Source organism: Clostridium estertheticum, from assembly GCF_018861295.1.
Classification (GTDB): Bacteria; Bacillota; Clostridia; order Clostridiales; family Clostridiaceae; genus Clostridium_AD; species Clostridium_AD estertheticum_D.
The window spans coordinates 63,513-84,407 of the sequence record NZ_JAHLDM010000009.1 but is presented as its reverse complement, the minus strand read 5'-3'; the positions used below and the strand labels follow the sequence as shown (position 1 = coordinate 84,407).

The 20,895-nt window shown below is 29.8% G+C and carries 20 protein-coding genes and 1 riboswitch; all 20 genes read right to left on the bottom strand.

Annotation, left to right across the window (positions count from 1 at the left end):
* Nucleotides 1–189: 189 nt before the first annotated feature.
* The 20 genes from KPL54_RS10900 to KPL54_RS10805 all read right to left on the bottom strand — a co-directional run bounded on the left by KPL54_RS10900 (nt 190) and on the right by KPL54_RS10805 (nt 20,890).
* Nucleotides 190–1,347, bottom strand: coding sequence for a trans-sulfuration enzyme family protein (locus tag KPL54_RS10900; RefSeq protein WP_216106610.1), 1,158 nt, complete (start codon nt 1,345–1,347; stop codon nt 190–192).
* A gap of 83 nt (nt 1,348–1,430) precedes the next feature.
* Nucleotides 1,431–1,546: riboswitch (SAM riboswitch) on the bottom strand.
* A gap of 135 nt (nt 1,547–1,681) precedes the next feature.
* Nucleotides 1,682–3,421, bottom strand: coding sequence for an ABC-F family ATP-binding cassette domain-containing protein (locus KPL54_RS10895; protein ID WP_216106609.1), 1,740 nt, complete (start codon nt 3,419–3,421; stop codon nt 1,682–1,684).
* Nucleotides 3,422–3,739: 318 nt separating this feature from the next.
* Nucleotides 3,740–4,744: a sensor histidine kinase gene (locus tag KPL54_RS10890; RefSeq protein ID WP_216106608.1), complete on the bottom strand. Its 1,005-nt coding sequence runs from the start codon at nt 4,742–4,744 to the stop codon at nt 3,740–3,742.
* Nucleotides 4,741–5,412: a response regulator transcription factor gene (locus KPL54_RS10885; RefSeq protein ID WP_216106607.1), complete on the bottom strand. Its 672-nt coding sequence runs from the start codon at nt 5,410–5,412 to the stop codon at nt 4,741–4,743. Before KPL54_RS10885 ends, KPL54_RS10890 begins: the two co-directional genes overlap by 4 nt.
* A 14-nt stretch (nt 5,413–5,426) precedes the next feature.
* A complete protein-coding gene (locus KPL54_RS10880; RefSeq protein WP_216106606.1) occupies nt 5,427–7,448 on the bottom strand; it encodes an FtsX-like permease family protein in 2,022 nt (673 codons plus the stop codon).
* A complete protein-coding gene (locus KPL54_RS10875; protein ID WP_216106605.1) occupies nt 7,435–8,202 on the bottom strand; it encodes an ABC transporter ATP-binding protein in 768 nt (255 codons plus the stop codon). Before KPL54_RS10875 ends, KPL54_RS10880 begins: the two co-directional genes overlap by 14 nt.
* Before the next feature lie 197 nt (nt 8,203–8,399).
* A complete protein-coding gene (locus KPL54_RS10870) occupies nt 8,400–9,842 on the bottom strand; it encodes a HAMP domain-containing sensor histidine kinase (protein ID WP_253203432.1) in 1,443 nt (480 codons plus the stop codon).
* Nucleotides 9,843–9,863: 21 nt separating this feature from the next.
* Nucleotides 9,864–11,174 carry an erythromycin esterase family protein gene (locus tag KPL54_RS10865; RefSeq protein ID WP_216106604.1) on the bottom strand — a complete coding sequence of 437 codons (1,311 nt, stop codon included), beginning with the start codon at nt 11,172–11,174 and terminating at the stop codon, nt 9,864–9,866.
* A gap of 15 nt (nt 11,175–11,189) precedes the next feature.
* The gene (locus KPL54_RS10860; RefSeq protein WP_216106603.1) at nt 11,190–11,963 is read right to left on the bottom strand and encodes an ABC transporter permease; all 774 of its coding nucleotides are present in this window, start codon (nt 11,961–11,963) and stop codon (nt 11,190–11,192) included.
* A gap of 14 nt (nt 11,964–11,977) precedes the next feature.
* A complete protein-coding gene (locus tag KPL54_RS10855; protein ID WP_216106602.1) occupies nt 11,978–12,799 on the bottom strand; it encodes an ABC transporter permease in 822 nt (273 codons plus the stop codon).
* Nucleotides 12,800–12,812: 13 nt separating this feature from the next.
* Nucleotides 12,813–13,550, bottom strand: a complete 738-nt coding sequence (locus tag KPL54_RS10850; protein ID WP_216106601.1) for an ABC transporter ATP-binding protein — start codon at nt 13,548–13,550, stop codon at nt 12,813–12,815.
* Nucleotides 13,551–13,741: 191 nt separating this feature from the next.
* Entirely contained in the window at nt 13,742–15,205 is a 1,464-nt protein-coding gene (locus KPL54_RS10845) for a sensor histidine kinase (RefSeq protein WP_216106600.1), read from the bottom strand.
* On the bottom strand, nt 15,196–15,876 hold the full coding sequence (locus KPL54_RS10840; protein WP_216106599.1) for a response regulator transcription factor: 681 nt from the start codon (nt 15,874–15,876) through the stop codon (nt 15,196–15,198). Before KPL54_RS10840 ends, KPL54_RS10845 begins: the two co-directional genes overlap by 10 nt.
* Before the next feature lie 13 nt (nt 15,877–15,889).
* Nucleotides 15,890–16,663 (bottom strand): hypothetical protein, encoded by a 774-nt coding sequence (locus KPL54_RS10835; protein ID WP_216106598.1) that lies wholly within the window; start codon nt 16,661–16,663, stop codon nt 15,890–15,892.
* 97 nt (nt 16,664–16,760) lie between these two features.
* On the bottom strand, nt 16,761–17,588 hold the full coding sequence (locus KPL54_RS10830) for an ABC transporter permease (protein ID WP_216106597.1): 828 nt from the start codon (nt 17,586–17,588) through the stop codon (nt 16,761–16,763).
* A gap of 21 nt (nt 17,589–17,609) precedes the next feature.
* Nucleotides 17,610–18,350 (bottom strand): ABC transporter ATP-binding protein, encoded by a 741-nt coding sequence (locus tag KPL54_RS10825; RefSeq protein WP_216106596.1) that lies wholly within the window; start codon nt 18,348–18,350, stop codon nt 17,610–17,612.
* A 159-nt stretch (nt 18,351–18,509) separates the two neighbouring features.
* Nucleotides 18,510–19,199, bottom strand: coding sequence for a response regulator transcription factor (locus KPL54_RS10820; protein ID WP_216106595.1), 690 nt, complete (start codon nt 19,197–19,199; stop codon nt 18,510–18,512).
* 100 nt (nt 19,200–19,299) lie between these two features.
* Complete coding sequence (locus KPL54_RS10815) at nt 19,300–19,866, bottom strand: DJ-1 family glyoxalase III (protein WP_216106594.1); 567 nt, start codon at nt 19,864–19,866, stop codon at nt 19,300–19,302.
* Between the two features lie 51 nt (nt 19,867–19,917).
* Nucleotides 19,918–20,517 carry an AAA family ATPase gene (locus KPL54_RS10810; RefSeq protein WP_216106593.1) on the bottom strand — a complete coding sequence of 200 codons (600 nt, stop codon included), beginning with the start codon at nt 20,515–20,517 and terminating at the stop codon, nt 19,918–19,920.
* A gap of 211 nt (nt 20,518–20,728) precedes the next feature.
* Entirely contained in the window at nt 20,729–20,890 is a 162-nt protein-coding gene (locus KPL54_RS10805) for a hypothetical protein (RefSeq protein WP_216106592.1), read from the bottom strand.
* Nucleotides 20,891–20,895 lie beyond the last annotated feature (5 nt).

Sequence of the window (20,895 nt, the reverse complement as noted above, 5' to 3'; positions counted from 1 at the left end):
TGATAAACAACTAGCATAATGGCTTATGTTGGATATAATATAAGAAAAAGCCTCCCTACCTTAATTAACTTTAAGGTATAAAGATTGCTAATATGGTTTATAGTTCTTTATCACAATATTAACACTATAACTATAACTCTAATTTTAGAGTATATCAATGATCCTATCTAGAAGAGATAATGAAATCGCCTAAGAGAAATAATTTAAGCTTTTGCTGAGATCATTTATAATATCATTTACATTTTCTATGCCTACTGAAAGCCTTAAAAGCTTATCAGTAACACCCATTCTATTTCTTATTTCTTCAGGAATAGACGCATGTGTTTGAAGATATGGATAAGTTATAAGACTCTCTACTCCACCAAGACTTTCAGCAAAAGTTACAATTTCAACTTTTTCAAGTACTTTGCCTATATCTTTCTTTTCCTTAACCGTAAATGAAATTATTGATCCAAATCCACTTGTCTGCTTTAATGAAACTTCATAACCTTCATGCTCCTTAAATCCCGGATAATATACTTTTTCAACAGCATCGCAGTTTTTAAGCCACAAAGCTATGTGTTTTGCATTTTCTTGCTGTTTTTCAAGCCTTATTGCAAGAGTTTTTATACCTCTGAGTATGAGCCAACTATCAAAAGGTGAAAGAGTAGCTCCAATGGAAACTTGAGTAAACCTTAATTTTTCAATTAAATCATCTCTACTAGCTACCAAAAGGCCTGCCAGAGTATCGTTGTGTCCACCTAAAAATTTTGTTCCACTATGAACTACTATATCTGCACCAAAATCCATTGGTCTTTGAAAATAAGGTGTAAGAAAAGTATTATCTACTATTGTAATCAAACCTTTTTCTTTTGCTAAAGCTGATATTTTCCCTATATCACTGACTTTCATCATTGGATTGGAAGGCGTTTCCATGTAAATAGCTTTTGTATTATCCTTTAATTCCATTGTGATTTTTTCTAGGTCTGTTGTATCTACATATGTTGATTCAATACCATAAGCTTTATATACATCTTCGAAAAGCCTATAAGTTCCACCATACAAATCATCTGATATTATTATATGTTCTCCTGGTTTTAATAGCCTTGCAACACAGTCTATTGCTGCCATCCCAGTTGAGAATGCTAAACCTTCCTTTCCACCTTCAAGTTTCGCTATAGTTTTTTCAAGTTCTTCTCGCGTAGGATTTTGAAGCCTTGAATAATCATAACCAGTACTTTGGTTTAATCCCTTATGTTTAAAAGTTGCACTTTGATATATTGGAACACTTATACAACCTGTTTGATCTTCCCATTCACCACTTCCGTGAACAATTATTGTCTCCAAGTTATTACAGTCTGTTTTCAAAACCGCCACCCCCTGTTATTTTCCATAAAAAACAAAAGCCACTTTTCAAAAGAAAAGCAGCGCACAAATAAAATCTGCGTCTTTTCTTATCTTCCAGAAATATATTTCATTTCTGCAGGAATTAACACCGTTACATTCGAATAAGAATGCCGGTTGTTGGGTTTCATAGGGCCAGTCCCTCCACCTCTCTTGATAAGAACAAGATTGTTATCAATATTAAATTAACTTATCTAAATTTTAATCACTAAATATGATTATGTCAATACTTTTATCCGACAATCACTCCCATTATCTTCTCTATCCATAAACTAGTACTCTTAACTACTCACTAAATTTAGAGTAACTTAATCAGCCCTTCTAACTCATCAGATAAAACTTTTGCAAGCTCAATATCAGTCCCTTTTAAAGCTAATGCTATTTTTGTTTCAACTAATTTTTTCTTTTGTTCAATTTCTAAATAGTCCTTGTCAAAATAACTAGCATAAATCATCTTTCTAAACTTTCGCATACTCATTTTTCTAATTGTCTTATCTTCAATGATTAAAACAAAATCCATACAATTTACTATAGTATAAAAATCATGAGAAATCATTAAAATCGCACCTTTATAGTCTTCTATGGCTTTTTCTAGTGCTATTTGTGAATAGGTGTCTAAATGACTTGTCGGTTCATCAAGAATCAACATATTTGCATTACTAGCAGAAATTTTAGCCAGTTGAAGCATGTTTTTTTCTCCACCAGATAAAGACTCTATCTTTTGATTAATGATTTCTTCCTCAAAACCATAACCAGAAATATATGACTTAATCTCTTCATAAGTTTTAAACCCAGCATCGAAAAACTCTTCAAGTATAGTATTAGACTCATTTAATGTTTTGCCTTGAAGTTGAGATAAATAAGCCACTTCAACCTGCTGGTTTATCTCAATAGAATCATTATTATTTTTAAAGATTTCTTGAACTAAAGTCGTTTTACCGGTGCCATTTAATCCGACAAGAGCTACTTTATCAGTAGATTTAATCTCAAAGTTAACATTTTCTAAAAGTATATCATCAAAGCGAGCAGTGTAATCATTAACTTTTAAAGCAATGGTTTCTTCCATTTCATTATCTGTAACAAAGCTGATACTTGGCTCTTTAATATCTACAAATGGCGCTTTAATTCTACGTTTTTCTAATCTTTCTTGGATTTTAACTCTAGCATTTAGAGATTTTCCTCTAGCAGCTTCAGTATGCTCAGTTGCGAGATATCTTAGTTTTTTTATCAACATCTCGTTTCTCCAAAATTCTTCCTCATCAGAAGTAGCTAGTTCTTGCAGTTCAATTTTCGTTTGGAGTAAAGAGAAGTTATACTCAATATAGCTTCCATCAAACTCTTGGAGCTCCATGTTTTCAAGATGCAGAATTTTGTTAAAACAATGATTCAATAGATATCTGTTGTGCGTAATAATTAACATTGTTCCTTTATGTGAATTAATTAGATCTTTAAGCGAATTAAGGTTTCCAAAGTCTAAAAACACATCGGGTTCATCCATAATCATTAATTCTGGACTATTTAGCATTTCCTTAATTACTTGAATAAGCTTAAATTCTCCACCACTAAGTTCAGATATCATTAGATCTTTATACTTGCTTAAGTTTGCAAGATTTAGGTTTTTGTTAATATTGTTTTCGAAATCATCCCCATTAATTGCACCAAATGCATCTAAAGTTTGTTGATACTTTTCTAGTAAAGGTTCAATATCTGAAGATGTTTCCATTTCACTGCAAATAGATGTTATTTCATTTTGCAGTTTAATAAATTTTTCCCCAATATATTCGAAAACTGTAATTTCTTTTGTTTCGCCAAGTTGTGAGAATTGACTTACATAGCCTATTCTACAATCTGAGTCTATCTCAAGCTTTCCATCGAACATATATTTTTCTGGATCCATAATTATATCTATAAGTGTACTTTTCCCGCAACCATTTGTTCCTATAAAAGCACAATGTTGACCATCTTCTAATGTAAATGAAATGTTCTTATATAGATCCTTTTGCGGAAACGAGTAGGACAAATTATCAACTTTTATCATATTATTACCTCTCTTTATCACTAAAAAAGAGCCTATAAAATAAGCTCTTTAATATATTTTCTTCTCAATTGTAATTTTATACTTGAATTTTATCTAGTAGAGATATTCTACTTAGTTTATCATTGATAGCATAACACTTTTTAAGATTAAGTTCAATCATATCTTCAACATACATTCCTGCAATATATTCATTCTAATGCACAAGTTTCCATGTATCCCTATCAGATCTTCTCTCAATCATTCTCCGCTGTGTTACTTATATTGAAGTTTCTACCCAAATATATTTAAAATATACTTTTCAATATATACACATTTCTGCTATTCTTGTAATATAAGTTCCACCTTTGTCCCTTGTTTTAGAACCGATGAAACATGAATATCATGTCCTAACTTTCTTGCCAGTTTATAACTCAAATATAGACCCACTCCTGTAGATACTGTTTTTTTTCGTCCATTTAACCCAGTGTATCCTTTTTGAAAAATACGTCTAATATCTTCTTCTCGAATACCAATACCCGAATCTTCAATAAGCAATTTTTGGTTGTGTAAATCGTTTATTCCATAAATCTGAATAATTCCTTTTTCCTTAGAGTATTTCACTGCATTATCTAAAATCTGTTTTATAATAAAATAAAGCCATTTTTCATCACTATTCACTTCAAAATCCAGAGTTCTAATATCCAGTTCAAGATACTTATTATTGATATTCGAATATTCATTTTGTAAGCACTTATTTACAACCCTCTGTAAATTCACATTACTAATCTGGCAATCCCTTGAAAAATCATTCAACTGACTATAACAAATTGTTTTCTGGACCATATCTTCAATTTTTATAATTTCATCTGAAATAATATACAATACCTTTTCTGTTGGATTATCTAGGCTATTCTCAATGATCAATTTAGTTGCAGCAATTGGCGTCTTAATCTCATGAACCCAGGTTTCGATAAATTCAATATCTTCCAGCTTGTTGTCTTCAAATGCTTCCATCATCTTTTCAGCATTTCTTTTTAACTGTATCATCAGCTTCGTATACAATTTTTGTTCATAGGATATTGGATTTGGTAATGAAACAATAAAATCTAAACCATCATTACCACTCAACTGCGAAAGTCGTTTGCAATATCTATTTAACCTTAAATAATCCACAATTATGTATATAACAAAAATAAATATCATTACTACAATACAATAGAGACCATTCGTTGATAAAAATGCGCTCTCTTCTGAAAGTCCCATTATCATTCCTGGAAATATAGCAAATAGGATACCTAAAATAAAAAGTTCCTTTTTTTCTTTTATATAATCTATGACTTTCATATGATGTATCCCTCATTTCGGATTGTCTTTATTATATTTTCATATCCTATAGCACTTAATTTCTTGCGAAGTCTTGTAATATTCACCGTTAATGTATTGTCATCAATAAATCTCTCGTCCTTCCATAGTGTTCGCATGATTCTCTCTCTGCTTACTATTTTCCCCTGATTTCTAAGTAGTATTTTAAGAATTCCCATTTCATTATGAGTAAGTTCCTCTATCTTCTCTTTACACGCAATCATTCCATTATCAGCATTAAAAATCAATTCTCCAAATGACAGAATATTGGTATCACCTTCATTATAAGAATATGTTCTTCTAAGCATTCCTTTGACCTTAGCCACTAATACTTCTAATGAAAATGGTTTCACAAGATAATCATCTCCACCCATATTAGTTGCTACAACAATATCCATATCTGAATTTCTGGCAGATATAAAAATAAGGGGTGCTTTTGAAAGCGCCCTTATTTTCTCACACCAATAAAACCCATCATTTCCTGGCAAATTAATATCCATCAGAATAAGTTCCGGTTTAAACTTTATGAATTCTTCTACTATATTTTCAAATTGAACAATTCTAAGACACTGAAATCCTTGTTTTTCAAGATTTTCACATATTATTTTACTAATATTAGAATCATCCTCCACTACCATGATTTTATACATCCATCATTCCCCCATTACGAAACAGTGCTCTTATTCCATACCGTTTTCATATATCCTTTTACTGAAAATAAGTAAAACAGACCATATATTATAAAATATATCGCTACAACCAAAAGTGCATATACAAGTATAGGTGAATCTGTGGTTAATGTATACACCATATTCTGATATGTCTTTAATATAACCACTGTATGCATCATAGCCACCATAAATGGAAGCAAAAATACAATTGCGATCTGTCTTCGTACAGATCTTAATACCTCTTTTTCTGTCATTCCAATTTTTCTCAAAATCTCATATCTTCCCATATCATCTCGTGCTTCCATAAGCTGTTTGTAAAATATAATACTGCCTGCAGCCATCAAAAACAAAATGCCCAAAAACATACCGATAAAGATATATGCACCATACATATTGAAAAATATCTGGTGATATTCTAAATAAGACTTATCGTGATTTTTAGTAGCTACAATGGTATTCAATTTATCAAAGAGAGTACTTACTTCCAATGGATTATCAAACTTTAGTCCAATATAATGGCAAATTTTATATGAATCCTTTAATGCAAAGTGCCGCTCATAATCAGAATCCTCAAGAACCAGTGTTGTTCTCGCATGTGCTGCTCCAATATATTTAAATAAAGATACATCTACAATTTTAAAAGCGGTAATACCACCATCTGTCTTAACCTGAATATTCTTACCTGTTATATGCTCACTATAATCATGTCCATAGTTCCCATCTAAGAAAAGACATTCACCTTTAGTTAATTCAGATACAAAAATGGCTCCTTTATTGCCTTTTGATTCTATTGCTTCAGTGTCTTGTACCACCTTTTGATAATCACTGAACTTAATAATATCGATTGTAAGATTTTCCCCTACCTGCGTTGTTGTTTTCTCATAAGCATTATTGGTATCTACTTTATAACCTTCTAGTGATGCAGATGTTGAAAGAACATTCAGATCGGTTACTGCATGTAATTTTACCGTATCATCTTCTGAAACAGTTTGCAGTACCTGCTTTGTTGCCACCTCATTTAGATTTTCACATAAATATGAATATGGTGCATAAATTGGCATAGAATTTCCCAGTGTTAAATAAAACGAAATTGCTGCACTCATAACTGTAACAGTAAATGCACTTAACAGAGCTATTACACAAAAAATATTTGAATTTGCTTTTATTCGATATACATTCTGCGATGTGCTAATGAAATTTCCTGTTTTATAATAGAACCTTATATTCTTTTTACATTTTGACAGTAACCATATTACTATATTTTGAAATAATAGATAGGTTCCAGTTGCAAGTAATACACAGGCAAAAATAGCTGGACCAATTAATTTCATTGCTCCATCGTCACCATTAAAATTAAGAAAAACTAAATAGGAAACAAAAATCATTAATATTGATAATACAGATAATACAACCGAAAACTTAGGTGCTGTTTCTCCTTCCTTTTCTGCTGATAACAAATCTATTAATTTACTCCCAAAAACGGTTTTAAGTGAGTATAGTGCATTTAAAATAAAGAGTATCAAAAAAACAACAATACTAACAACAACTGGCTGCCAGGTAAGATGAAAGGCAATATCATTTCCAGGTGCTCCACCTAGCATTAGTTTTTTTAGTATCATAGAAAAAAATCTTGTAAAAAGACTTCCTAGTAAAATTCCACTTATAATAGAACCTACTCCAACTAGTAAGGTTTCTAAAAACAAAAGCTGCCCAATTTCTTTTTTCCTCATACCTAACAAGGAATATATGGCAATTTCCTTTTTTCTAGACTTGATAAACAGTGAATTTGCATAATAAACAAACACACCAGAAAATAAGAGAACAACTACTGATGAAATTTTAAATATAATTCCTATTTTACTTACTCCCGTATGAAAATCAGCAAATTCCGGATTATAATAAATGGAACAAAAGATAAAGAAAATAGTTACAGCAAAAGCGGCACTCAAAAAATACGTAAGATAAGTATCTAATTTTCTTTGAATATTTTTAACTGCCATACTAAAGAAGTTCACGATTGTCACCTCCTAGTATTGCAAGCACTTTTAATATCTGATCAAAAAATTCTTTTCGGCTTCCACCACGATCTATTTCGGTAAAAATAGTTCCATCCTTTATAAATAAAATTCGTTTACAATAACTTGCCGTAAACGCATCATGTGTAACTAAAAGAATTGTTACTGCATTTCTCTCATTCATGTCAGTCAAACATTGAAGTAGTTCTGTAGATGATTTGGAATCTAATGCTCCTGTTGGTTCATCTGCTAATATCAATTCTGGATTACTAATCATTGCTCTTGCTGCAGACGCTCTCTGACGCTGACCTCCCGATACCTCATAGGGATATTTTCCTAATAGTTCTTCAATGCCTAATGCACTTGCTATCACTTCTACTCTTTGAGCAATGATTTTTGGATTTTCTTTTGCAAGTACAAGTGGTAATGCTATATTCTCACGAAGAGTCATGGTATCTAGCAAATTATAATCCTGAAAAATAAATCCTAGCTTTTCTCTTCGAAAAATTGCTAGTTCTTCACTATTCATCATGTTAATATTCTGTTTTCCAATTATCACGCTTCCTGAAGTTGCTTCATCAATTGTTGCTATCACATTTAGCAGTGTTGATTTTCCTGATCCTGAAGGTCCCATGATTCCAACAAATTCTCCTTTTTCTACTTCAAAACTAATGCCATTTAATGCTTTTGATCTGTTTCCACCATTCTTTGATGAATAAGTCTTTTTCAAATTTTCTACTTTTAATACTGGCATATCTGTCACCTCTTTCTTATTGATATAGTCAGTATAATGTTTTGAAAAATATTCTACCATCGATTCACCTTACATTTTACTCCATGCCATCTTGCAATTATATAAAAACCCTTTTAATGAATTGCATTTTCATTAACTCCATTAAAATGGCAATAAATACAAAAAAACTTTATTAAATTATACTTCAGCTCTGGGGTTTAATAGGGTATAAAAATTATAACTTCTCCGCCACCTTCAACATTATTTTTAGCTTTGACAAAGCCATTAAATTTGCTTACCAAAGTTTTAACAATGTAAAGCCCTAACCCAGCATGATTTTTTTCCATTGACCTAGATTCATCCCCTTGATAAAACTTTTTAAAAATATTCACCGTATCCTTTTTAGAAAATCCACAACCTGTATCAGAAATTGAAAAAATCATTTTATCTAAATATAACTTTAAACTTAGAGTTATATTTCCTCCCTCCGGGGTAAATCTCACACTATTAGACATCAGATTATCTAGGATTTCTGACAATGCATAGGTATCTATTCTAATCAAGCTATTAGAATTTCTGAAGTCTTCAATTTTACATGTAAAGTTTATTTTTTTATCCTGAACTAAAATATTATAGTCCATGCTTAATTCCTTTATGTGATCTACTAAATCACATTCTTTAGCATTAAGCTTAAAATCTACATTTTCAATTTTAGTTAGTAAATTTATTCTTCCAACTAGCTTAGTCATTCTATCTGTATTTTTATTTATTAAATTTAAGTATTTATATAACTTATAACTATCCAATTCTTTACTTTCTAAAAGACCTTCCACATGTCCTTTTATTATAGTAATAGGCGTTTTTAAATCATGAGCAACCGCACCTACCATTTCTCTTCTTTCCTCTTCCAATCTCCACTGACTTTCTAAAGATTTTTTAAGGTCTATCCTCATATCTTCAAAGGATTTACAAAGCTTTCCTAGTTCATTATTACTTTCATAAGTTATGTTAAATTCTAAATCTCGGACTCGTATCTTTTCAGCACCCTCCATTAACTGTTTTAGAGGAATATTTATTTTTTTATTAAATCTACCAGCAAAAAATACACTGAATAATATAATGTATACAAATGGAGCTAGGAATACGTATAAATCTGAATAGGCAACAAGCCAATTATAATTAGGGTTTTTAACACTATTTCCTATATAATATTTTAATATGACCATTCCTTTTAATTCATTGTTATCTAAGACAGGAATGTATTTTATTACCTTTGTGTTTATCCATCCATTGGTTTTAGTGACTTTCTCTTTAGTCATTGATATTTTTGATACAATTGGCTTTTTAAAATAACCATAAGAAAGAGTACCCTTTGAATCCACAACTTCATACTCAATACCAGCAGTAGGTATTTTGTTTTCAAGTTCCTTCTTAAAATTTTCATTTAAAATTTTATCCTTATTTTTATTTATATACTCTTCGATTTTAGGAACCTCTGAACTATAATAATTTGCTCTTAATATTATCTCCTTGTTAATTAGCCAAAGTTCTAATACTAAACCACCTACAGTAAAAGAAAGACTTAATACAAGAACTAGAATTATTGAAATCATAAATTGTCTTTTAAAAGTTGCGTTTTTCATTGTCCTTAATTTTCCCATTTATATTCTACTCCTACAAAATTAGTTAGGTTTAGTACTGTTTGTGGTATTTACAAATATTAATCCATCGTATCGAATATTTAAAATTTCTGATTTAAAGCTCATAGCTTCTCCTGAAAAACCAGCACCTATTTCATGACAACTTTGTGATGTGGATAAAATACTTTTTGCATATTTATCATCCGCACAAGTCTTAAAATCTATGAAAAAAAGAGGGTTAACTTTAGAAAAAATATATGCTGCAGACTCTTCTTTTGCTGCCTGTAGAGTGCATTTTCCATTAACTGTTTGACCATTTTTTTTATTTGTAAAGTTGGCTCTAAAATCACCTTTATTAAATTCGAAACCAATAACATACATTTTATCTTTATACATATCATATAAATTGGAACCCATTCTTTTTACATTTCCCTCTGAATATTCTGGATTTGAGTCATTAAAATTATCTATTCCCTTTGAAACATGTACATTATGTGCCCATATCATGATTTTACTACCTTCTCCTTCATAATCTAAAATCCATTTTACGTTCTCAGCCATATACTTATCTCTTTTAGTTTCCATTTGAAAATCACTTTGCTTAGTACCGAGCATATCATATAACTCACATATAACCTTTAAATTTTGCATGCAAAGTTCATATTGCTCTTTTGAAGATTTTTTTATATATTCATCTTTGTTTTTCTCAAAGGTATTTATTATTTCTTTAACCTTATGAATGTCTATATTATTGTCATTAAATTTTGAAAGTGCATCATGTACATTAGCTTCATAATGGGTATCAACTCTTTTTAAATATTCTATAACATTTTTAGTCGCTGTATGTGAAGACTGCATATCAAAGCCATAAAATTTAATCTTTTTTGTATGGGTTTCATTATATTCTCTCATCCACTCTACCATATCTAAAACTTCCTTAGTGTCCCAGGTCCAAAATCCCATTCCCTTTACAACCTGTTTTGCATCTCCATTACCATATAAAATATAGTCATTTATTGCCATACAATCGGGCATAGAGGCTTCTATACCAAAAACAGTATAGCCCATTTCTTCCACAAGGAATTGAAGTATTCTATGTTTCATTTGAAAAAATTCTTTTGTTCCATGAGTAGCTTCCCCCATAGCAATAATTCTTTTATCCTTTAATGTGGATTTTAAAGCCATTAAATCTTCAAAACCACTATTGTATTTTACAGTTTTTATATTTATTGCTTTGCTTTTAAAAGCATTAATAGCTTTATTTGCTTTGTATTTATTATACTGCTTATTAAATGTAAATCCTGCTAATATAAACATAAATGCACAAACTACTATAATTATAATTTTCTTCAACGGAATCAACTCCTATTAATAAAGATGATCTTTCTTTTGCCATAAAAACATACTTACAAATAGTCCTACAACTAAAATGGCTATTAAAGTCATGTAAAAGCTTATAGGTGCTGTATTAGCTAAAACATAAAAACCATATTTAGTAGTGTAATTTAAGAATTCAAAAGCTTTTGTAAAAAAGCCTAACCCTACTGATATAGCTATAACAGATAAAATTGAAATTACAGAATTATTTATTATTATTCCAATAACACTTGCTAAAGCTAAAATGCATAAGGATATAACAAATTGTATACTAAAAAATTTTATAGTATATGAAAAAGCCTGTGCCATTGAAAAATCCTGCTGTATATTATAAAACGTAACATATGATGCTTTAGGCATAAACAAATATCCAAAAACAGTACTTATTATAAAGGCTGTAAATATGAATATAAATGTTGTTAAAGCTAATGCGATCCACTTACTTATTATAAATTCCTGCTTTTTGTATGGTCTTATTACATACATTCTAAAAGCTCCTATAGACTGTTCATAGTTAATGGAATTCATAAATAAAATAGGCAAAATTATATATAATAGTTCAAATCTTATTTCATAAAACACAAAAGGTGAAAAATTAAGCCTATTCAAATCCACATTATATTTTACTCCATCATAAGCACCATATGGACTCATAAGTCTAAATACACAGCTTGATATTATCACTACTACATAAAATACTAATAATAATTGAGTCTTTCTATTTCCCCATATTCTTTGAAATTCTGAAGTTATTAATCTTTTCATATTCACCATACCTCCTAAATATAACAATCTTGATCACTAAATAAATTAAATGCTATTAAATAAAACACTATTATATGAAAAACAATAGAAGTTAATATTATACCTACTTCTTGAGGTCTTTCTGAAAGTAAAATGTCAATTCCACCATACTGAATTCTTATGAGAAAGGAATAATTAAAAAATTTATATATTTGTGAAACATTACCTGTGAAAACAGAACACAAATCTGGTATAAGTATAGATAGAATTATAAATATCAAACTAGATGTTAATGCACCTATAGTGGTTTTACATATTATTGATATACACATAATCACTGATATAATAGCAGCTAAAATTACAAATGCAATAATATAATATTTTATATTGTAAAATATACTTTCATTTGCTGTAAATTTTCTTGAATAGTAAGGAAATTGAACCGCTTGCTTTGGTAACGTTAAATAGCCTAAAAAAGTGCCTAAAATAAAATTAGTAAATAGAAGTAAAAACACTGTACTTAATACAACTAAATACTTCGCTTTAAAAATTTCACTGAAGGAAAAGCTCCTTATCATCACCATTCTTAACTGCCCTTCCCTATATTCACTGGTTACAGCCATGATAATGAGTACAATTACTATAACATCAAAAATCCATATACTCTCGCTTGCTAACACTGCACTGGGAAAATTTAAAGAGGAAACATATTTAAGATTATTAGCTGTAATTAAAGCATCTACTTTAATATAATGCTTTATTGAAACTATAAGCACTACTGGTATTAGCATAAATGAAATCCAGGTAGATTTTCTGCTCCACAACCTTTGCCATTCACTAAGAAATAATTGTTTCATAATTTATTGCCTCCTAACATCCACTTACTAGTTTTATAAATGCCTCTTCCAATCTTCCACTTTCACCTATGCACTCAAATTCAGTCTTACTTCCTTGCCATATAAGCTTTCCTTCATTTACTACTACGAACCTATTACAAAGTTGCTGTAATTCATCTAACAGGTGACTTGATATTAAAAAGGTTATTTTCTTTTCCTTTTGAAGCTTAAATATAAGTTCTCTTAGGTCTCTCATACCCATTGGGTCAAGTCCATTAGCAGGTTCATCTAAAATAATTATTTCTGGATTATTTAGGAGTGCTTGTGCAATGCCCAGTCTTTGCTTCATTCCTAAGGAATAAATTTTTACCTTATCATCAGCTCTAGGTTGAAGGTCTACTATCTTTAAAACCTCTTCAACCTTTTCTCTCTGCTCGGCCTTTGACATACCTGGATTTAACATAGCTAAGTTTCGAAGATTTTCCCTTCCAGACATATAAGGAAAAAATATGGGCTCTTCCACTATTGCCCCTAGTTTTAACAATGCAGTTTTTCTTTCTTTTACTACGTTAACCCCATTTATATTAATTTCGCCTTCTGTAGGTGAAATTAAATTTGTCATAACCCGAATCATAGTGGTCTTTCCTGCACCATTAGGTCCAATAAAACCACAAATATCCCCTTCATAAACATCAAAAGAAACATGGCTTAATATCGTTCTTTTGCCTATTTTTTTACTCACATTTTTAACTTCAATTTTTTTATTTAACATAAATTAATGCCTCCTAATTTTAATTGGTGCTACTGATTTCTTAGCACTAATTAATTATAAGAGGCAATTTTAAAGTTTTTATAAAGTTTTTACCCAGTTTGACGAATTTTTAATTTTTTCTTAAGATATGATGTAGCTCTAGAAGTATAATTCCTTCTATTCATTGCAGGAAAATAAACTAAGCCTTGGAATCACTTTATAAAAAATTCTACTATAGCTCCACAACTTATATTATTATAAGCTTTTATCCACCCATTATGTTTTTCTACAATAAGCTTACAAATATAAAGTCCCAATCCACAGTTATTTTTTTCATTTTCACTACTCTGTCCTTTATAAAACCTTTCAAAAATAGTATTAATGTACTTTTCATCAAAGCCTCTACCTGAGTCAGATATTTGAAAAATCAACCCCTCATCTTTTCTTAAACACTTAATGCTTATATATCCTTTCTCATTTGTAAATCTCAAAGAATTAGATATAAGATTTTCAAGTATCTCTTCAATCCTAAAAGCATCAAAATTAGAACACTCTTCTTCATTAAAGGAATGTCTAATAGAAAAGTTTATACTTTTTTCATTACAAATATAGAAGAATTCATCCTCAATTTCGCCTAAAAATTCTACTAAGTTAATATCTTTTCTACTTAGCAAAAAATCCGGCTTTTCTAAGTCCCACACTTCATTCAATTCATTAATTAAAGTTTTAACCCTATTTGCATTATTGGTGATAATAGTAAGAGATTTTTCTTTATATTCTTCAGTTATATTAGGATAAGGACCTGTAATAAGTTCTAAATGCCCACATATTACAGTGATAGGTGTTTTTATATCATGAGTCAAAGAAAGTATCATATCTTTTCTCGCTTTTGCCATAACCCATTGCTCTTTTAAAGAATTTTCCAAAGCTGCTCTCATATCTTCAAAACCTTCCATAACTCTACCTATTTCATTCTTATAAGAAACATCAACCTTAAAATCCAAGTCATTATTCTTTATTTTTTCACTCCAGATAATAATCTGTTTTAGAGGCTCACTAATACCTTTTGCAAATAGTAATGAAAGAACTAGTATAATTATAATTGGAGAAAATAATACTGCTGGAAGTAATATTAAAAAATTAACAAAAGAATCAGCCATGCTCCTTTCTATCAATTTACTAATAAATTTAATATTAAATATAAACCTATTTTCACATTTTAATACAAGTGCACCTTTTACTTCTCCATTAAATACTAATGGCTTTAGAATTAATCTATTAGTTTCACTGTTTTTCTCATCAAATAATTTTTTTGAATATTGTATAGGCTGTATTTCTGTGTTTTTTGGTAAAGCTTGATTTATATAAGAATATAAAATAGTCTTATCTTTTAAAATAATCCAGTAGTTAACACTATTTCCAATCTCATTTTTGAGCATTTCATCTTTAAATTTTTTATCTATTTGAACTTTAAAACTCTTTTTTAGGAGCTTGTCTTTATTTGTTTCTGCAAACTCCTCAATTGAAACTACAGATCTTAATGGGGCAAGTGTTATACCAATAATAGAAACGAATACTAGTGTTAAAATAAATGATAGGACTATACTCAATATACAAAAGATAAAAAACTGTTTTTTAAGTGACATATTTCTCTTTATATAGGTAATCATTGCCATTTGTAACCAATCCCCCACACAGTTTTTATAAAGTCAAATTTAAAGTGCCTTGATGAAAATTTACCCCTTATTCTTCTGATATGCTCTGTTATAGTGTTTATAGTGCTCTCACTATCTAATCCCCATAACATTTCAAATATTTGTTCTTTAGAAAAAACCTGTTTGGGATGCGTAGCTAAAAGTTCAATTATTTCATATTCCTTTTTAGTAAATTGTACTTCTTTTCCATTTACTTCTACAACTTTTTTCATAATGTTAATTGCCAAATCTGTAAACTCCAATGTATTTTTTTTCTTTTCTGTTATTCCATTGTTATATCGTCGTATATGTGCTTTAATTCTTAAAACCAATTCCTTTAATGAAAAGGGCTTCACTATATAGTCATCTCCGCCTACTAAAAAACCCTTGATTCTTTCTTCTTCAAGGCCCCTAGCTGTTAGGAAGATGATAGGACATGAAATGCTCTCTCTCTTTCTCCTACATATATCAAAGCCATTGAATTCAGGTAACATAACATCAAGTAAAATAAGACTTAAATCGTCTTTTATTTTCTCCATAGCTGAAATGCCACTTGTTGCATATTCAACAAAAAATCCCTCTGCTTCAAGAGCGGGCTTTATAAATAATATAATTTCATAATTGTCATCTACAATTAATATTTTCTCTTGCATTTTTCGCCCCCTTTTAAACACTTGAACCAATATTTTTATCCCATATATAAAGAGATGTTCCAAACAGTATAAAGTCTATTGTAATAATATAAAGAATTGTGCTAAAATTGTAATTACCACCTAAAACATGACTTATATATGAACTAATTCTAAATATAATATTGCTAAATGCTTTAGAAAAATAGAAAGCTCCCATTATAACTCCACTCGTTGTCATAAATGTTACTAATGTTTTTTTTACAATTACACTTATAAGCGAAGTTATTCCTAAGATTGTTATATGAATCATAAAAATAATAAAGTAATATTTTATATTATAGAGCAGTGCATTAAACAAATCAAATCTCCCACTTATGTTAAAATAGCTTGTATAAGATACTTTTGGCATAAACAAAAATCCCAGTATAGTCTTAATTAAGAGTACACTAAATAGCATACATAAATATAGTAACGCACTAGAAATCCACTTAGATACAATAAGCTTCCACTTTTTAAAGGGTCTTATTGCAATTAATTTATATGCACCAGAATCAACTTCCAAGGTAAGACATTCATTGAAAAATAAAGGTCCTATTATAACTACCAAGAGAATATTAAATTCATCAACAAAATATACTGGATAATTTAAACAGTCCAATGCATCGATACCATTATTACCTCCACATCTTACTTGATATTGAACTATATAATATATAACTATAGGAAGAACCGCAGTTACCATAAATAAAATCCTAGTACCTTTTCGTTCTACACTTCTTTCTAATTCTGCAATTATCAATTTTATCATTAAAAATCGCTCCTTTCATTTATAAATTTTCATACTAGCAACTTAACTTGTCCCCATAGATTATAAGTTAGATTTTATCCTAGTATCTCTATGTTAATTATTCTAAATAATCTTTTTTTGTAAATCTAAAGAATGAAATAACCTTGAAAACAATAAGCATTATGATTAAAGAGTATAAACAAATATTGGATACCCCTGCTGCGAAGTATGCATTTCCTTTAAATTCTGTAAAAATCAATGATAATGATGCATACATAAAATAGCGAGAATTACTTTCTGGAATGCCTTTAAACCTCCCTATAACAATACAGAAAAATACTGCACTTCCAACTAAAAAGCCTAAGCTTCCTCCAATAACACCTGTAACTGTTTTACATCTTGTGGAAAACAGTTCTGTAACTGCTCCTAATACAAGCAAATTAATGAAACTTAATAAATAAAATTTAAAAGAATATATTATAACTCCCTTTGCACCATATACACCTGACTTAAAGAAAAGAAGAGTTTTCGTAGCTGTAGGTAAAAATATTTGCGCTATAATTAAAGAAATTAACAACTGCAGAAGCATTATCAAAAACAAATTAACAATTAATATTACCGTTTTTGCTAAATACAGTTTCTTTATAGATATTGGTCTTATAAATGCCATCCTCAAGCATCCACTTTGATATTCTTCATTGAAGCTTAATGCAAAAAATATAATAGTAATTCCATTAAAAGCACTTACGATCATTTCCTGAAGACTTATTATATGAAAGTTCATACTGGTTCCAAACGCTGGACTAGCTATTCCATATCCAGGATTTAATTCAATACAACCTTTAAGTGCCATAAAAACTATTAACGGTATCACTAAAAAACAAGCTATATTTATTTTCTTTGCCCAAAATTTTTCGAATTCATAAATTAAAAGTGATTTAAACATATAGTCCTCCATAACAATTTATTAAGCCATTAAATCTATAAAAGTCTCTTCCAAAGTTTTTCCTGAAGTTTTAAGTAAGATATCACTACTACCGCTCCAAATTATTTTCCCTTCCTTAATAATTAAGTAACGATTGCAAATTTTTTGAAGTTCATCAAGCAGATGACTTGATATAAAAAAAGTGATACCATATTTCTCCTTAAGCTTTAATATCAGTTCTCTTAAGTCTTTCATTCCAATTGGATCAAGTCCATTTGCAGGCTCATCTAGAATAACAATCTTTGGATTATTAAGTAAAGCTTGAGCTATTCCAAGTCTCTGCTTCATTCCAAGAGAATAGGTTTTTACCTTATCCGCTCCTCTATCCTCATCTTTTGTTTTCAAACCTACAATTTCTAATACTTCTTCAACCTTTTCAAGCTGCTTTTTTCTATTCATCTCAAAATTTAATCTAGCAAGATTTTGAAGATTTTTCCTTCCTGTCATGTAATTAAAAAATATTGGAGATTCAACAAGTGCTCCTACTTTTGTCAATGCTTTTTCCCTGTCTTTTATAACATTTATACTCTTTATAAAGACTTTACCTTTTGTTGGTGTTATCAATCCAGTAATCATTTTTATAATTGTAGTTTTACCTGCACCATTGGGACCAATAAAACCACAGATATCACCCTCAAATATTTCAAAAGAAACATTTTCAATAACTTTCCTTTTACCAAATATTTTATCAACATTGTCTAGTTTTATTATTCTTTCATTCATTTTTATCTCATCCCGCCTTTCACTCTTTTAATTTAAACATAAAAAAAACAACTTTTTATCAACTTTTATTGTTTGTGAAAGATGCTTGAAAGCTTAGCATAAGAAATCTTCATAAATTCTACATCAAAAAAAGTTAAGTCGAAATTTCGACTTAACTTTTTACCTCTCTTTTTCCCACTTATAGCCAACTCCCCATACAGTAGCAATATATTCTTCTTGTACATCGAAGTTTTGAAGCTTGTGTCTTATTTTTTTTACATGCTCTGCAATAGAAGATGAATCTCCTTCAGCATCATACCCCCATATTTTTTCATATATTTGCTCCTTAGAAAAAACTTGTCCATAGTTCACTGCTAATAATTCAAGTATATCAAATTCTTTTTTAGTGAAAATAACTTTTTGACCACTACAATAAACTTCTCTATTTCTTAAATTTATACTCAAATTTTTAAAGTACAAATTAGCCTTATTAGGGCTATTTATATTTCTGTTTTCTCTTCTTAGATGAGCATTTATTCGTGCCTTCAACTGCTTTAGACTAAAGGGTTTTTGAATATAATCATCTCCACCAGTGGCAAGTCCTTTAACTATATCCCGTTCCTCCCCTTTAGCAGTTAAAAAAATAATTGGACAACTCACTATATCCCTTATAGCATTACATACCTCATACCCATTTTTATCTGGCATCATAATATCAAGTAATATTAAATCTGGATAAAGCTTTATCTTTTGTATAGCTTCCTTTCCACTATATGCAGTAAAAACTTCATAGTCCTCTTCCTCTAAAGAATCTTTTAGAAAGGATATTATATCTTCTTCATCATCTACTATTAATATTTTTTCTCTCAATTTTCATCACTTCCCATTAAAATCATCAATCATTAACTTTTAAAGCAATGGTTTGGACCATTTCTTTTTAGAATTAAGCTCAATCATTTCATTTTATCTATTAGAATTGACTTTCTTTTACCATATTATAAAGCATTCCTTCCTTTAACAAACTGCTATTGCCACCTAAAACATCTACTAATGTATAAGCAAATGGTAGGACAGAAGCTGGTCCTCTGCTAGTGATCAAGTGATCATCTACCACAACAATATCTTCAACATAATTTGCATCTTTAAGCAAAGTAGTATATTCCTCTCCAGGATATGATGTTACTCTGCGTCCCTTGATAATTCCTGCTTTTTCTAGAATAATCGGTGCCGCGCAAATAGCAGCAACAAATTTTTCAGGTGCTTTATCAAAATATTTTACTAATTCAATGACCCTTTCATCATCTCTTAAATTTGTTGCACCAGGTAATCCACCAGGTAAAACAATCATATCATACGCTTTTATTTCATCACTTATAATTTTATCTGCCAGTACCATAATACCATGAGCACCTTTTACCATTTCTTCATTGATACTTACCAAATTACACTGAAATTCTGCCCTTCTTAAAACATCAACTACAAATAATGCTTCACCCTCTTCAAATCCTTCTGCTAAAAAAACTGCAACTTTTTTCAATTTAACCCTCCCCTTCTTTTACCAATATAACATACGCCTTTATTACTATATTTATTTTCTACTCGACGATTCTTCCAGTATATCTATTGTTTTTGTTAAGGACCCTTCGAATTCTTCATCTGAAGAGTTCTTGAAGATAAGTAAATCATCCTTTATACACGGATCATCCAAAGCAATAGGAACATCAAAATTAATTCCTGCAATATATTCATTCCAATTCGCAAGTTTCCATGTATCCCTATCAGAATTTCTCTCAATCATTCTTTGCTGCGTTACTTCGATTGAACTTTCTACCCAAATAACTACTAAAGATGCGTTCTTATCTTTTAATGCTACCTTTAGCTTTTTTATATAGTTTAAATCCCGTATTTCTTTTGTAAATGGTGCATTAATTAACACAATATCATCATAATTCAGAGCTTCCATTGCGAGTTCTACTATTGTTTCGTATTCATAATCACGTATATTTTCATTAAAAAAATCTGAGCTTCTATTATATTCTTCACCTGCTACAACAAAAATCTGTTTTGATAATTTTATGAGTGTATCCTTATCAAGATAGACAACATGGCGTAATGCCTCAGCAAGCTTTTTTGAGATATAAGTTTTTCCACTTGCTGGTGGTGATGTTACTAAAATCAGTTTTTTCATAACAATCCTCTCCTAGTCAAAAAAATTTTAAGTCTGAAACTTTTCATGTTCACGTTTATTATACCCCTTTTTCCTGTTTAATAAGTTAGCAAATTATACATAAAACACCCCAGGGGTACGTGAATACGTGAATAAAAAGAAAAGGATTAAAGCATTTTGCGCCTTAATCCTTTTCTTACAATTCACAAGTATCTGTAATAGTTAATATCTATTATTTGCCGCTTAAAGCTTTTTTTAGAGCTTTAATTTCATCTTGATGTACTTGCTTACTTTTCCTATCACTTTTCTTATCATCTATAGGTAGTAGACTTTGTAAGGCTTTGATTTGTCGCTTTATTTCGTCCTTATCTTTTGGAATTTCAAATTTTGGCATTATTT